Genomic DNA, 14,355 nt, shown 5'->3' with positions numbered 1-14,355 from the left:
CACGGGTGGTGGGATACGGCGCTGGCATTCTGCCCGGAATGAACGCCGGCGTCATGGGTGGGCCGTCGCCTGCCCTTACGTCGTGTCGATGTAAGCATCGGACACCGTACCCGGTCTTCTGCGGTATCGACCCGGAACGCGGCGCCAGCGGAACCCCGCCCGGCGCTCCGGCGTCCGAAAGTCAGTCCCGCACAGGGACGACACCGTGGAGGACACACGATGAACCGCCGCCAACTGCTCGGCCTGCTTGCGCTGCAGGGCCTGGGCCTTACCACCTTGCCGCTGCGCGCCGACACGCCGGCGCCGCTGAAACTGAGCGACGCCGAGTGGAAGAAGCGCCTGACACCGGCGCAGTACGCCGTACTGCGCGAAGAAGACACCGAACGCCCGGGCAGCAGCCCGCTCAATGCCGAGAAGCGCCGCGGCACCTACCACTGCGCCGGCTGCGATCTCGCGCTGTTCTCGTCGGACGCCAAGTACGAAAGCGGCACCGGCTGGCCCAGCTTCCACACCGCGCTGCCGGGCGCAGTCGGCACGAAGACCGACTACAAGCTCATCCTGCCGCGTACCGAATACCACTGCGCGCGCTGCGGCGGCCATCAGGGCCACCTGTTCAACGACGGACCGGCGCCGACCGGCAAGCGCTACTGCAACAACGGCGTGGCGCTGCGCTTCGCGCCGGCGGCGGCATGAACACCCCCCGCTTGCTGGCCGGCATCGTCGTAGCGCTCACGCTGTCAGGTTTGGCCGGCGCGCAGGCGGCGACCGCCCGCGCCACCTTCGCCGGCGGCTGCTTCTGGTGCGTCGAGGCGGATTTCGACAAGGTCGACGGCGTGCTCAAGACCACCTCCGGCTACACCGGCGGCAAGACTGCCAACCCGAGTTACGAAGAGGTGTCGTCGCACACCACCGGCCACGCCGAGGCGGTGCAGATCGAGTACGACCCGGCGAAGGTGAGTTACGACAGGCTGCTCGACGTGTTCTGGCACAGCATCGACCCGACAGTGAAGAACCGGCAGTTCTGTGACATCGGCACGCCCTACCGCACCGCCATCTTCGCCCACGATGCCGCCCAGCTCGACGCCGCCCGGCGCTCGCTCGCCGCGCTGGAAAAGAGCAAGCCGTTCAAGGCCCCCATCGTGACCGAGATCCACATGGCGGACACCTTCTATCCGGCCGAGGACTATCACCAGGACTACTACCGCAAGAACCCGGCCCGCTATAACTACTACCGCTGGAGCTGCGGCCGGGACGCGCGCCTGCGCGAACTGTGGGGTGTGAAGTAGGCGGTTGCTCCTGCAGGAGGTGCCGTCGACCTGCCGCCTGGGCCTGGGTCGGGACTCTGTGGGAGGGGTCTTCTGACCCCGACTGCGGCCTGTATCGGAGCCGGCGGACTGTGACGGCCGCGTCGCGGCCAAGGCCGCTCCCACAAGAATCCTGTGCGATCAGTGGCTGGAGCCGGATTCTGTGGGAGGGGTCTTGACCCCGACAACAGCCTGAATCGAAGTCTGAGGACTGCAACGGCCGTGTCGCGGCCAAGGTCGCTCCCGCCGGGACATGCCTGACCAGCCGCCGCGGCCAGGCTTTTGTGGGAGCGAGCTTGCTCGCGACAGCGCTGCTGCCTGCGCGTAGCGGCTGTCAGCCCGGCGCCTTGCTGTCGTCGAAGCAGGGGCCGAAGCCACGGACTTCGACCGTGGCCCAGGCGGCTGCGGGGCAGGCGAGTGCGATGTCCAGCGCCTGCTGCCGGTCGTCGGTGGCGAGCATGAAGAAGCCACCGATCATTTCCTTCGCTTCGGCAAACGGGCCGTCGACCACCTGGGCGCGGCCGTCGCGAACCTGTACGCGCGTCGACTCGACGCGCAGCGATTCCGACCCCATCAGCAGGCCGCGCGCGGCGAGGCCTTCGCCGAAAGCCACCATCTGTGCATAGAGGTCGCGGCCTTCGGCTTCGGTACGGGTGGCGCGCTGGCCGACCGGTTCGATGATGAGCAGCATGTGCGGCATTCAGGTCTCCTTGGTGACGCTTTCGGGGCAGGGCGTGGCGCTGGCGGCGAGCAGTTCTTCCGGGCTCACGTCGCGCACATGGGTGGCGATGGCCCAGACATGACCGTTCGGGTCGATCACCCGGCAGTAGCGATCGCCCCAGAACATCTCTTCCGGCGCCATCTGCGCGGTCGCTCCGGCGGCCACCGCCCGGGCGAACAGCGCGTCGACATCCGGCACCTGCAGGTGCAGCACCACCGGTGTGCCGCCGTAGCTGTTCGGGTCGCGCATGAACCATTCGGGGTGGGCGTCGACGATCATGACGGCCGAGTCGCCGATGCGCACCTGCGCATGCAGGATTCTGCCCTCGCTGCCGGGCAGGCGCATCAGTTCCGTCGCGCCGAAGGCGCGCACGTAGAAATCGATGGCGGCTGCCGCGTTGTCGCAGACGAGGTGTGGGGTGACGGTGTGCATGCCCGCGGGCACGGGCTGGGGTGAGGTCATGGCCGGATCTCCTTCGAGGGTGAAGTGGACCGGCACGCACCGGTCCTGCCCGGTCGACGAAGCAGCCGGCGCGAAATCGACAGCACGCCCGATGAATGTCCGCCTGCTTCAGCGCGTGCGCTGCAGATCCTCGCGCAACAGACCTTCGAACTCGTCGGCCGGCAGCGGCCGCGCGAACAGGTAGCCCTGGAAGAACTGACAGCCGTTGCCGGCCAGCGCATTGCGCTCGTCTTCCGTTTCCACGCCTTCGGCGATCACCTTGACACCCAGCGCCGAGGCCAGCGCGACCACCGCGCGGACGATGGCCAGATTGCCCTCGCTGGCTGGCAGGTTGCGCACGAAGGATCGGTCTATCTTCAGTTCGTTGATCGGCAGGCTCTGCAGATAGGCCAGCGACGAGTAGCCGGTGCCGAAGTCGTCGATCGAGAAGCGGATGCCGCGTGCGCGCAGCCGCTGCATCACGTCGATCGCGCCATCGACGTCGCCGAGCAGGATGGACTCGGTCAGTTCGAGCACCACCTTGCCCGGCGGCGCGCCGGTGCGGGTGATGGCTTCGAGTACCGAATCGGCGAATTCCGACTGGTAGAGCTGGGCGGCGCTGATGTTGATCGCCACCGACAGATGGGCGGTTTCCGGTTTGCGCGCCCAGCGCGCGAGCTGTTCCAGCGCGTCCTCCATCACCTGCAGGCCGAGTGCGGGCATCAGGCCGGCGCGTTCGGCAACCGGTATGAACTGCACCGGCGGGATGAAGCCCTTTTCGGGGTGGCGCCAGCGTGCGAGCGCTTCGGCAGACACGATGCCGCGACCGTTCTCGACCTGCGCCTGGTAGTGCACGCAGAACTGCCGCGTCGCCAGCCCGGTGCGTATTTCGTCTTCGAGCCGAAGCCGCGCGGTGACGGTTTCCTGCATGACCGGGTCGAAGAAGTGCAGGCGGTTCTTGCCGCGCTGCTTCGATTCGTACATCGACAGGTCGGCGCGCCGCAGCATTTCGTCGATCGAATGCGTGCTGCCGCTGAACATCGCGATGCCGATGCTGGCGCTGGTCTGGCGCGTCTGACCGTCAAGTACGTAGGGACGATTGAGTGCGGCCAGCATGGCCTCTGCCACGCGCTCGGCCTGTTGCGCGGCGTCGATCGAGTGCTCCGGCAGGTCGGCCAGCAGCACGACGAATTCGTCGCCGCCGAAGCGCGCGACGGTGTCGGTCTCGCGCACGATGTCGCGCAGCCGGGCACCGGCCTTCTGCAGCAGCAGGTCGCCGTTGTGGTGACCGAGCAGGTCGTTCACGTTCTTGAAGTCGTCGAGGTCGATGAACATCAGCGCGCCGTGGCGCGAGGTGCGCGACGTCGACGCCATCGCCTGACCGAGCCGGTCGGACAGCAGGCGGCGGTTCGGCAGACCGGTCAGTGCGTCGTAGAAGGCGAGCCGGCGTATCTCGTCCTCGGCGGCCTTGCTGAAGGTGATGTCCATGAAGGCGGCGACGTAGTGCGTCACCATGCCGTCGGCGTTGCGCACGGCGCTGATCGACAAGCGCTCCGGGTATACCTCGCCGTTGCGTCGCCGGTTCCAGATCTCGCCCTCCCACACGCCGTCGGCGTGCAGCTTGGACCACATGGCGCGGTAGAAGGCGGTGTCGTGCCGGCCGGATGCGAGCAGACTGGTGCGCTGCCCGATCGCCTCTTCGGCGCTGAATCCGGTGATCGCGGTGAAGGCCTTGTTCACGCGCAGGATGACGCTGTAGGCGTCGGTGATCATCATGCCCTGCTGCGATTCGAAGGCGATGGCGGCGATGCGCTGTTCTTCCTCCAGCCGCACGCGGTCGGTGATGTCGCGCGTCAGCAGCACCACCGCGCGGCGGCCTTCGAAGGGGGCGTCGAGCGCTCTGGCGCGCGCCTCGAAAACGCGTGGACCGCCCTGCGTGTCCAGCGTGTACTCGAGCATCTGCGCGCTGTCGGACTGCAGTGTCCGGCGCACGTAGTCCTGAAACATGGCCGCCTTTTCCGGCGGCAGCACATCGGTCATCAGCTTGCCGCTCAGCGACTCTGCGTCGGCGACGAGCAGCTTTTCGTCCGGTGCGCGTATCTTCAGATAGCGCCCGTCCTCGTCGAGCACCATCAGCACGTCGGGCACCGCTTCGGTGATCGCCCGCATGCGCGCTTCGCTGTCGCGCAGTGCCTTGCCCGTGCGCTGACGTTCGTCGAGGTCCAGCAGCAGCATGCCGAGCAGCGCGGTGGCCGGCGCCAGCGTGAGCAGATAGGGCAAGGCCAGCATCTCGAACACGCGTTTGGCGGTTTCGCCCGGCAGCCCGAGGAAGAACAGCAGCGCCACGACATGCACCACCACACCGAGGCCGAGGAAGGACAGGAAGCCCGGCGTGACCTTTCCGCTGCGGACCAACACGCGCATCAGCAGGCCGAGCAGCACCGAAACGGTAATGACGCCGACGCCGACCAGCGCGCCGCCGCCGCCCAGGTGCAGGCGGTAGGCGGCGGCCACGGCGCCGGCGATGGCGCCCACCGCCGGGCCACCGAACAGCGCAGCCATGCTGAGCACGGCGGAACGACCGTCGAAGATGACGCCGGGGGTGAGGGTGATCGGCATCATCATGCCGACCACGCACATGACGCCGAAGATCAGGCCGGAGCCGATGGCCCGGGCGGCGTGGCGCTCACCCCAGAAGCGGGAATTGAAACCCTGCAGCAGGCTGAGCGCCAGGATCAGTGCGGTGGCCTTGATGAGGTCTAGTGCCATTCTCTCTATTTGACGTGCGGGCTGCGGGGCCATCCGGCAGCGCGCCGGACGCATGGTGCATTTCAGCCATTCTCGCGCAACCAGGCTTCAAAGTGTTCGGCCGGCAGCGGTCGCGAGAACAGGTAACCCTGTGCGTAGTCACAGTGTGCCGCACGCAGCAGCTCGAGCTGGTGGATGGTTTCGACGCCCTCGGCGATCACCTGCATGCCCAGCTTGTGGGCCATCACGATCATCGCCTCGCACAGTGCAAGCTCGCTGGAGTCGCGCGACAGACCGCGCACGAAGGACTGATCGATCTTCAGGTAATCGATGTCGAACTTCTTCAGGTAGGACAGCGAGGAATAGCCGGTGCCGAAGTCGTCCAGCGACACCTGGACGCCGGCGTCGCGCATCGCGTAAAGGCAGTCGAGCGCCGGTTCGTCGGCCTCGACCAGCATGCCCTCGGTGATTTCGACCGCCACCAGACTGCCCGGCGCGTCGAGCTTGCGCAGCAGCTCGACCACACCGGGGTAGTCGCCGTTGCGATTGCGCAGCTGCAGCGGCGAATGATTGATGCTGATCTGCACCGTGTCGCCGAGGCGCTGCTGCAGATGGCGCGCGAAACCGACCGCGGTGCGCGTGATCCAGTCTCCCATCGGCAGGACGAGACCGGTTTCCTCGGCGATCGGTATGAATTCGGTCGGCGACACGTGGCCGCGTTCGGGGTGCTGCCAGCGCATCAGTGCTTCGGCCTTGCGCACGCGGCCGGTCGCGATCTCGACGATGGGCTGATAGACCAGGTGGAACTGGCCGGTGGTCAGCGCGGTGTGCATGTCCGACACCAGGCGCAGACGGCGTACGGAACTGGCCTGCATCGACGGCGTGAAATAGCTCATCCGGTTGCGTCCGGCGCGCTTGGCGTCGTACATCGCCTGATCGGCCTGCTTCAGCAGATCCTCCTGGCTCTGCGCGCTGTCCGGATACAGCGTGATGCCGATCGAAGCCGACACATAGACCAGTTCGTTGAACAGCTGGAAAGGCTGGTGCAGTGCGCTCAGTATCTTTCCGGCGATCTGCTCGACGACGTCCGGGTGCTCCAGCCCGCCCAGCACCACCGCGAATTCGTCGCCGCCGAAACGGGCTACCGCGTCGGTGTCGCGCATGCAGCCGGTGATGCGCTGGGCCGCCTGCTGCAGCAGGCTGTCGCCGGCCGGGTGGCCCAGCGTGTCGTTCACCTCCTTGAAGCGGTCGAGGTCGATGAACAGCACCGCCAGCTGGCGACCGCTGCGCTGGCTCAGTCGCATTTCCTGGCGCAGGTGATGCAGCAGCAGGTGACGGTTGGGCAGATTGGTCAGCGCGTCGTAGTTGGCCTGCTTCCAGATGGTCTGTTCGTTGATCTTCTTGTCGCTGATGTCGCGCACGATGCCGAGCACGGCGGGCTCGTCGCGATAGGTGAAACGCGAGGCGATCAGCTCGATCCACAGCGGCCGGTCGCCGTCGCGGTTCAGCAACTGCACCTCGTAGCGACGTTGCGGTTCCGGCCCGGAACCGATGCGGCGCTCGTAGCGCTCGCTCCACAGTTCGAGGAAGTCGGGGTGCAATACGTCGGCGAAATGCAGGCCGGTGAATTCCTCGACGGTATAGCCCAGCATGCGTGGCAGGGCCGGGTTGACGAAGACGAAGCGGTGCTCCTGCGCAACGAAAACGCCGTCGGCCATCGCGTCGAGCAGCGCGCGCTGGGTGGCTTCGGCGCGCTCGAGTTCGGTCTGCACGCGGCGACGTTCGGTGATGTCGGTATGGGTGCCCACCATGCGCAGGGGCCGACCGTCGGCATCGCTGCTGACCACCTTGCCGCGGTCCAGTATCCACTTGTATTCGCCGTTGCGGCAGAGCATGCGATGTTCGTTGCGGTAGCCCGGCGTGCGGCCGTCGAGGTGGGCCTGCACGTCGGCCATCACCCGCGGCAGGTCGTCCGGGTGTACCCGTTCCGACCATTCGGACAGCGCGTTGCCGATGTCCTGTTCCTCGTAGCCCAGCATGGTTTTCCAGCGCGGGCTGAAGAACACGGTGCCGTCCTGGATGTTCCAGTCCCACACGCCGTCGCCGGCACCTTCCAGCGCGAACTTCCAGCGCAGCTTGTTGGCCAGCAGGTCACGTTCGGTGCGCTTCTGCTGACTGAGGTCGCGCCAGGTGGTGATGAACACCTCGCGGCCGTCGATGGCGATGGTGGTCAGCAGCACCTCGATCACGACCTCGCTGCGATACGGGCTGCAGAGGGTCCACTCGAAGCGGTGGCTGCCTTCGCGCCGCGCGATGTCCATCATTTCGCGCGCCTTGTCGTCGGACGCACGGCCATCCGGCTGGTGCGCCGGCGAGATGTCGGCCGGACGCAGCGCGATCACCTCCTCGCGGGCCGGGAAGTTCAGCATGCGCATCGCCGCCGGGTTCCAGTCGGTGAATACGCCTGATTCGGCGTCGAGCAGCAGCATCGGGTCGGGTATCCGGTCGAACAGCAGGTGGAAGCGTTTGTCGCTCCCGCCAGGCGCGAGCGGACAGACCTCGGGGCACGCTGCGCTCTGGATTTTCTCGATCGAATTCACTGTTTTGCTGCTCTCACTGTGCTGCCGCTCATATCGTGCGCGCGGATCTGCCTCGCGCGCTAGAGATATCGGCGCGAGCCGGCCGGAACTGTACTTTTCCGACCGGATCTTTGTTTTCTTTCAGCGGGATGGCGCGGGCGAGCCGTTCGCCGACAACTTCCGCGCTGCAGCCCTGTTCCGGCCTCGTGCGCCGGTATCATGGCGCCTCCCTGAACGCTGCCCGCAAGGATGCCCCCGCCATGAGCGCCCGCCCGACCATCGCCTTTGTCACGTGCGCCGATATGCCCAAGCCGGACAGCGACGCCGAACTGCTGATGGCTGCCTGCGGGGTGCCCATAGACATCGTGTCGTGGGACGCCGACGTCGACTGGTCGCCTTACCGCTGCGTGCTGCTGCGATCACCCTGGGACTACCACACGCGTCTGCCCGAATTCCTTGCCTGGGCACGGCGGATCGATGCGCAGACGCGGCTGCTCAATCCGCTGCCGGTGATCGAGTGGAACAGCCACAAGCGCTACCTGTTCGAGCTCGCGGCGCGCGGTGTGGACATCGTGCCGACGCGTTTCATCGAGCAACACTGCGAGTCGGTCGCGCTGGCGCTGGCGGAATTCGGCGGCGGCGAGGTGGTGGTGAAGCCGGCGGTGTCGATAGGCGCCTTCGGTGCCTTCCGCGGTGCGGCCGACAGCGCCGCCTGCGCCGATCACCTGCGCGCGCTGGCTGCCGAGGGCGACGTGCTGCTGCAGCCCTTCGTGCCGGGCATCGCCGACGGCGAGGTGTCGCTCATCTTCTTCGGCGGCCGCTATTCGCACGCGGTGCGCAAGGTGCCGCAGGCCGGCGACTACCGCTGCCAGGACATCTGGGGCGGGGTGGCCAGCGCACACGCGCCGGCCGCCGACGAATTCGCGCTGGCCGAGGCCGCACTGGCAGCCGCACCCGGCGTCTGCGCCTACGCCCGCGTCGACATGCTGCGGCTCGATGGCCGGCCGGTGCTGATCGAGCTGGAACTGATCGAGCCCTCGCTCTTCTTCGACACCGCACCGGGCAGCGAACGCGCGCTCGCCGAAATCGTGCGTGCGGCGGCATGCTGAACTTGCGCGCGGTGCGCCGCCCCCGTACGCTGCGCGGCCTTCCGCACCACCGCACTGCCCGATGAACACCTCCGCCTGCAGCATCGACTTCGGCACCTCGAATTCCACCGCCGCCATCCACGACGGTCCGCTGGCCCGCCTGCTGCCGCTCGAAGACGGCAAGCCCACGCTGCCGTCGGCGGTGTTCTTCAATCTCGACGAGGATTCGATGGCGGTCGGCCGCGCCGCGCTGACCGAATACCTCGAAGGTTTCGAAGGCCGGCTGATGCGTTCGATGAAAAGCCTGCTCGGCAGCGGCCTGATGGACGCCGGTACCGACGTCGGCGGCCGTCACCTGGCTTTCCGCGATCTGATCGGTGGCTTCATCGGCGAAGTGAAGAAGCGCGCCGAGGCGGCGGCGCAAACGCGCTTCGAACAGGTGGTGGTCGGCCGCCCGGTGCGCTTCGTCGACGACGACGCCGAGGCGGACAAGCTGGCCGAAGACACGCTGGCCGACATCGTTCGCCGCGCCGGCTTTCGCGACGTGAGCTTCCAGTTCGAGCCGATCGCCGCCGCGCACGCCTTCGAACAGACGGTCGAACGCGAATCGCTGGTGCTGGTGGTCGACATCGGCGGCGGCACCTCGGACTTCTCGCTGGTGCGGCTGTCACCGGAGCGCCGACGCCATGTCGATCGCAGCGCCGACCTGCTGGGCAATACCGGCGTGCACATCGGCGGCACCGATTTCGACAAGCGTCTGTCGCTTGCCTGCGTGATGCCCGAGCTGGGCATGGGCGGCCTGCTGGCCAGCGGCGCCGTGCTGCCCAACAGCACCTACTTCAACCTCGCCACCTGGCACACCATCCACCTGGCCTACCGCCGCGACGTGCTGCCGGGTCTGCAGGACATGGCGCGCGACGTGGTCGACGGCCGCCGCTTCGACCGTCTGTTGCGCGTGCTGCGTGAGCGCAGTGGCCACCATCTGGCGATCCGCTCGGAAGCGGCGAAGATTGCACTGTCGGACACGCCCCGGGTCGACCTCGACCTGGATGTGGCCGAGGTGGGCCTGCACGTACCGGTCAGTCGTGCCGCGTTCGAGGATGCCATCGCCGCCGAGATCGCCCGTGTCGGCGACGCCGCGCTCGCCTGCGTCGCCCAGGCCGGCCTCGCGCCGCCGGCGGTCGATACGCTGTTCTTCACCGGCGGCTCCAGCGGCGTGCCGGCACTGCGCCAGGCGCTGGCCGCGCGCTTTCCGGACGCGCAGCCGGTCGAGGGCGATCTGTACGGCAGCGTCGGCTGCGGTCTCGCCGTGGTGGCACGCCAGCGTTACGGCAGCGCCTGACCTTCAGGTCGGAATCGCGAGCAAGCTCGCTCCCGCCAACCCCGGCCGAACCGCGATTCGCGAGTGCTATTGTGGGAGCGGCCTTGGCCGCGATGCGGCTCCGGCCAGCCGCCGGCTTCGATCCAGGCGGCTGCAGGGGTCAGAAGACCCCTCCCACAGAAACCCGGCCCTGGCGCCAGCCATGGATCGGGCGCATTACTTGTGGGAGCGACCTTGGTCGCGATGCAGCTCAGGCAGGCCGCGGGCTTGTATTCAGGCCGCTAGTGAGAGCAAGCGGGCTCGATCGACTGCGGGGCTCCGGCAAGCGCGGCGGCATCCAGCATGTCTTCGACGCGGACGAACTTCTCTGCCGGTTTTCCGCCTGCGCGTCCGCGCTCGGCTTCCGCCTGCGCTATCGCGCGCCACCCGGCGAAATCGACCACCCGTCTGCGGTCGGATGCCAGTTGCGCCACCAGGCCGGCGCGTCCGGCTTTCGGTGCGTCAAGCGCGGCCAGGTCGGCCAGCAGGCTCGCCACCGTGTCCACGCTGTCGGCGCGGTTGGTGCCGATGACGCCGGTCGGGCCGCGCTTGATCCAGCCCGTTGCATACCAGCCGCGCAGCACCTTGCCGCCGGTGTCGATGACGCGACCGTCGCGATGCGGCAGCGCGCCGCGCACCAGATCGAAGGGCAGGCCGGGCAGTGGCGTGCCGCGGTAGCCGACGCTGCGCAGCACCAGCCCGGCCGGCAGGCTCAGCCGCTCGCCGGTCGGCGTCGCGGACTGCGTGCCGGGCTCGCCCGACAGCGCCTGCGCCTCCAGTTCGATCTGTTCGACGCGCGACTGGCCGCTCAGCGCCACCGGCGCGCGGTGGAAGTGCAGATGCAAGGAGCGCCGCCCGTCGTCGGCGGGCGTCTGCGCGAAGCCGCGCAGGATGTCCAGGTTGCGCGGGGCGTGAACGAAGCCCGGCAGCGCCAGTTCGGCCTGGCTGGCGTCGTTGAGCACGAGTGCCGCTGGATCGACGCGTGGCTGCCAGCCGGGCAGGGTGCCCAGTTCGCGCAGCTCCTTCGGCGTGAACTTCGCCTGCACCGGTCCGCGCCGGCCGACCAGATGGATTTCGCGTATGCGTGACTGCGCCAGGGCGTCGAGCGCATGGGCGGCGATGTCGGTGCGACGCAAGGCATCGACCGGGCTGGCGAGGATGCGGCAGACGTCGATCGCCACATTGCCCTGGCCGATCACGACCGCGACCTCCTGTTGCAGATCGAATTCGAGGTCGGCGCATTCCGGCCGGCCGTTGTACCAGCCGACGAAATCGCCGGCCGCATGCACGCCGGCCAGGTGCTCGCCGGCGATGCCGAGCCGGCGGTCGCCGGCCGCACCGGTGGCGACGATCACCGCGTGGTAGAGCGCGCCCAGCTGCTGCGCCGACACATCGCGCCCGAGCTCGACATTGCCGAAGAAGCGCAGCCGCGGATCTTCGGCGATCTGCGCAAACACCGCGGTGACCGACTTCAGTTTCGCGTGGTCCGGCGCGACGCCGAAGCGCACCAGGCCGAAAGGTACGGGCAGGCGTTCGATCAGGTCGATCTCCACCTGCAGGCCGCTTTCCAGCAGGGCCTCGGCGGCGTAGAAGCCGCCGGGCCCGCTGCCAACCACGGCCACGCGCAGCGGGTGGCCTTCAGTTCCGGGTATGGCCATCGCGCATCACAGTCCCAGCTGCTGCCGCCGCGCGTCGGCGCCGTCGAGCGGCGGCAGGCGGGCGCGGATGACCGGATAGCGCTGCGCCGCCTCGGCATTGATGCGTATCCAGTGCTGCTGGTCGTCCGCCAGGTCGAATTCCTCGACGATGGCGTGCACCGGGCAGGCCGGGATGCAGGCGCTGCAGTCGATGCACACCGCCGGGTCGATATAGACGCGCACCTCGTTCACATGGAAGCAGGCCACCGGGCAGCTCGCCACGCAGTCGGTGTAGCGGCAGCCGCGGCAGTTGTCAGTCACGACATGGGTCATGTTTCAAACCCTCTGTACGTCGACGCGGTTGTCGGAATAGGTGCCTGCCTGGCCGAGATTGCAGTGCCGGGTCGAGGTGGTCGAGTTGACCGCGGTGCCGCTGCGGTTCAGTCCCGGCCAGTGACCGACATTGGTCATCATCAGTCCGGGTGACACGTCCTCGCTCACTTCGGCGCGCGCCTCGAAGGCGCCGCGGTCGTTGAACACGCGCACATAGCTGCCCTGTTCGATGCTGCGCGGGCCGGCGTCGATCGGGTGGATGACGATGATCTGTTCGCCCTGGCGGCGCTGCTGCGTCGGCTCGTTCGCGTACTGCGTGTTCAGGAAGGCGTGCGGCTTGGGCGACACCAGATTGATCGGGAAGGCGCTGGCGCCGTCCGGCATCATGGTTTCGACCGACGGGATGTAGTTGGGCACCGGGTCGACCGGCGTGCCCGGCTGCATCGCCTCGTAGCCGGAGCGCCAGACCGGTACGACGAAGTTGCCGCCGGCCGCCAGGCTGGACGCGAATTCGCACTTGCCCGAGGGCGTCTTGAAGTCGCCGGTGGCATGCGGTGTGCGCTCGTCCGGCAGCCCGACGTCGAGCCGCATCCAGCCCTTTTCCTTCAGCGTCTCCAGCGTGATGCCCTTCATGACCGGCGCGTCCCAGTCGTAGCAGCGGCGCAGCATTTCCCAGTCGTCGAGATCCCAGTGCTCGTCGGTGAAGCCCATGGTCTTCGCCAGCCGGCGGAACAGTTCGACATTGGGCACGCACTCGCCCGGCGGCGCGATCGCCGGCTGGTTCAGGTGCATGTAGAGGTGGCCCCAGGTCACCATGATGTCCAGCTGCTCGGCCTGCATGGTCGCCGGCAGCAGGATGTCGGCGTACTTGGCGGTATCGGTGATGAACAGTTCGCTGCACACCATGAACAGGTCTTCGCGCTGCAGGCCCTCGACGATGGTGCCGGCGCCCGGCGCCTGCGACACCGGGTTGGAGTTGTAGACGAACAGCGACTTGATCGGCGGATCGAGCGGCATCGCACCGGTCAGCGCGGCGCCGAGGTCCAGTTCGTTGATCACGCGGGTGCCCGGCGGAATCCAGTCCGGCCGGCACATGAAGTCGAACTTGAACGGAAATTCCCAGATCGGCATTTCTATGGTGCCGCCGCCCGGATAGCGCCAGGCGCCAGTCAGCGCCGGCAGGCAGGTGATCGCGCGCACCGCGTCGCCGCCGCCCGGGCTACGCTCGACCGCTACGCCCTGGCGTATCGCCGAGCGCTGCGTGCCGGCGTATTCGCGCGCCAGCGTCAGGATGTCCACCACCGGAATGCCGGTGATGTCGGATACCCGCTCGGGCGGAAATTCCGCCGCGCGCGCCTTCAGCTGGTCGAAACCCAGCGTGTATTTCTCGACGTAGTCGTGGTCGTACAGGTCCTCGCTGATGATCACGTTCATCATGCCCAGTGCCAGCGCGGCGTCGGTGCCCGGCTTGATGCGGATGTGCCAGTCGGCCTGCTTGGCGGTGCGGGTGCGCACCGGGTCGATCACCACGATCTTGGCGCCGGCCGCCTTGGCCTTCAGCACGAAGGGCCAGCCGTGCAGATTGGTGTTGAGCATGTTCATGCCCCACACGATGATGTACTTCGACACCGCCAGACTTTCGACGTCCATGCCGCCGGTCGGCCCCACCGTCATGATCCAGGCGGTCGATGAACCGGATTCGCAGTAGGTCTTCTCGGCCACGGTCGAACCCAGCCGGTTGAAGAAGGCGTCGCCGGCGGTCAGCCCGTTCAGCGTGCCCTGATGGCCGAGGTAGGCGTGCGGCATGATGGCCTGCGTGCCGTACTGCGCAATGATGTCGGTCCACTTCGACTTGATGGTCGCCAGCGCCTCGTCCCAGCTGATGCGCTCGAACATGCCCGAACCCTTGGGGCCGACCCGCTTCATCGGGTACAGCAGACGGTCCGGGTTGTAGTGGTGCTCGGCGAAGTTCTTCAGCTTCACGCACAGCCCGCCGCGCGTCATCGGGTGGTCCGGGTCGCCGGTCACCTCGACCAGCTTGCCGTCCTCGACGTGGTACAGGAAAGCACAGGTATCGGGGCAATCCTGCGGACAGGCGCCGCGCACGACAAGGGTTTCGCTCGAATGGGTGGACATGGCTTTCT

The 14,355-nt window shown here is 67.7% G+C and carries 11 protein-coding genes; 4 read left to right on the top strand and 7 right to left on the bottom strand.

What is annotated here, in order from left to right; genetic code table 11:
* The first annotated feature begins 219 nt into the window (after positions 1-219).
* Both msrB and msrA read left to right on the top strand, forming a co-directional pair.
* Entirely contained in the window at positions 220-693 is a 474-nt protein-coding gene (gene msrB, locus WJU27_RS12790; protein ID WP_341422346.1) for a peptide-methionine (R)-S-oxide reductase MsrB, read from the top strand.
* Entirely contained in the window at positions 690-1,286 is a 597-nt protein-coding gene (gene msrA, locus WJU27_RS12785) for a peptide-methionine (S)-S-oxide reductase MsrA (protein ID WP_341422345.1), read from the top strand. Before msrB ends, msrA begins: the two co-directional genes overlap by 4 nt.
* A gap of 352 nt (positions 1,287-1,638) precedes the next feature.
* Here msrA and WJU27_RS12780 read toward each other — a convergent pair whose 3' ends face one another.
* The 4 genes from WJU27_RS12780 to WJU27_RS12765 form a co-directional block, all read right to left on the bottom strand.
* Entirely contained in the window at positions 1,639-2,004 is a 366-nt protein-coding gene (locus WJU27_RS12780; protein ID WP_341422344.1) for a YciI family protein, read from the bottom strand.
* On the bottom strand, positions 2,005-2,487 hold the full coding sequence (locus WJU27_RS12775; protein ID WP_341422343.1) for a VOC family protein: 483 nt from the start codon (positions 2,485-2,487) through the stop codon (positions 2,005-2,007). It abuts the gene before it with no gap.
* A gap of 108 nt (positions 2,488-2,595) precedes the next feature.
* Positions 2,596-5,235 (bottom strand): EAL domain-containing protein, encoded by a 2,640-nt coding sequence (locus WJU27_RS12770; protein ID WP_341422342.1) that lies wholly within the window; start codon positions 5,233-5,235, stop codon positions 2,596-2,598.
* Positions 5,236-5,297: 62 nt separating this feature from the next.
* Complete coding sequence (locus WJU27_RS12765) at positions 5,298-7,814, bottom strand: sensor domain-containing protein (RefSeq protein WP_341422341.1); 2,517 nt, start codon at positions 7,812-7,814, stop codon at positions 5,298-5,300.
* A gap of 239 nt (positions 7,815-8,053) precedes the next feature.
* Here WJU27_RS12765 and WJU27_RS12760 point away from each other — a divergent pair, with 239 nt between their 5' ends.
* On the top strand, positions 8,054-8,902 hold the full coding sequence (locus tag WJU27_RS12760) for an ATP-grasp domain-containing protein (RefSeq protein ID WP_341422340.1): 849 nt from the start codon (positions 8,054-8,056) through the stop codon (positions 8,900-8,902).
* Positions 8,903-8,963: 61 nt separating this feature from the next.
* Entirely contained in the window at positions 8,964-10,223 is a 1,260-nt protein-coding gene (locus tag WJU27_RS12755; protein ID WP_341422339.1) for an Hsp70 family protein, read from the top strand.
* 260 nt (positions 10,224-10,483) lie between these two features.
* Here the strand turns inward: WJU27_RS12755 and WJU27_RS12750 are convergent, their stop codons facing one another.
* From WJU27_RS12750 to WJU27_RS12740, 3 genes are read right to left on the bottom strand one after another with little or no spacing between them, the layout of a single operon-like run.
* Positions 10,484-11,899: an FAD-dependent oxidoreductase gene (locus WJU27_RS12750; protein WP_341422338.1), complete on the bottom strand. Its 1,416-nt coding sequence runs from the start codon at positions 11,897-11,899 to the stop codon at positions 10,484-10,486.
* Between the two features lie 6 nt (positions 11,900-11,905).
* On the bottom strand, positions 11,906-12,211 hold the full coding sequence (locus WJU27_RS12745) for a ferredoxin family protein (protein WP_304006741.1): 306 nt from the start codon (positions 12,209-12,211) through the stop codon (positions 11,906-11,908).
* A 3-nt stretch (positions 12,212-12,214) separates the two neighbouring features.
* A complete protein-coding gene (locus WJU27_RS12740; RefSeq protein WP_020163387.1) occupies positions 12,215-14,347 on the bottom strand; it encodes a molybdopterin-containing oxidoreductase family protein in 2,133 nt (710 codons plus the stop codon).
* Positions 14,348-14,355: the final 8 nt, after the last annotated feature.

It is taken from the genome of Methyloversatilis sp. NSM2 (assembly GCF_038066675.1).
Classification (GTDB): domain Bacteria; phylum Pseudomonadota; class Gammaproteobacteria; order Burkholderiales; family Rhodocyclaceae; genus Methyloversatilis; species Methyloversatilis discipulorum_A.
This window is presented reverse-complemented; position numbering and strand designations above follow the sequence as displayed.